This is a genomic window from Kytococcus schroeteri, assembly GCF_002847825.1.
GTDB classification, from domain to species: domain Bacteria; phylum Actinomycetota; class Actinomycetes; order Actinomycetales; family Dermatophilaceae; genus Kytococcus; species Kytococcus schroeteri.
This window is the reverse complement of record NZ_PKIZ01000064.1, coordinates 1-421: the sequence shown is the minus strand read 5'-3', so window position 1 is coordinate 421 and position 421 is coordinate 1. Positions and strand designations below refer to the sequence as shown.

Here is a 421-nt window from a genome sequence, read left to right as displayed (position 1 = left end):
GCATCATCGAGGCAGGTAACGATCTGCAGGGCCTGCACATTAAGGGCGTGCGCAGCGCGCTGTGGAACCCGAAGCGTTGGCCCATGCTGAAGAACCCCACTATTCCCAGTTGGGGCGAGCCCTACCAGGAGATCGCTGACCGCATGTGGGAGGCTGTCGACGCCGCGCGCGAGAAGGCCCGCGGGCACGAGGCCGTGCTGGTCACCCACCAGCTGCCGATCGTGATGATCCAGCGCGGCGTGCAGGGCCTGCCTCTGGCTCACAACCCGGCGGATCGCCAGTGCGAGTTGGCCTCCGTGACTTCGCTGGTTTTCGACGGCGGACAGCTGACGGACATCTTCTATTCCGAGCCGGCGCAGGAGATTTAAGGTGCGTAAAAAGCTAACGGCAGTGCTTGCAGCAACTCTGCTTGCCAGCGGGG

The 421-nt window shown here is 63.9% G+C and carries 1 protein-coding gene; it reads left to right on the top strand.

Features of this window, described 5'->3' with window-relative positions:
* On the top strand, positions 1-368 hold a 368-nt coding region (locus tag CYJ76_RS11510), incomplete at its 5' end, for a histidine phosphatase family protein (protein WP_101850153.1).
* Positions 369-421: the final 53 nt, after the last annotated feature.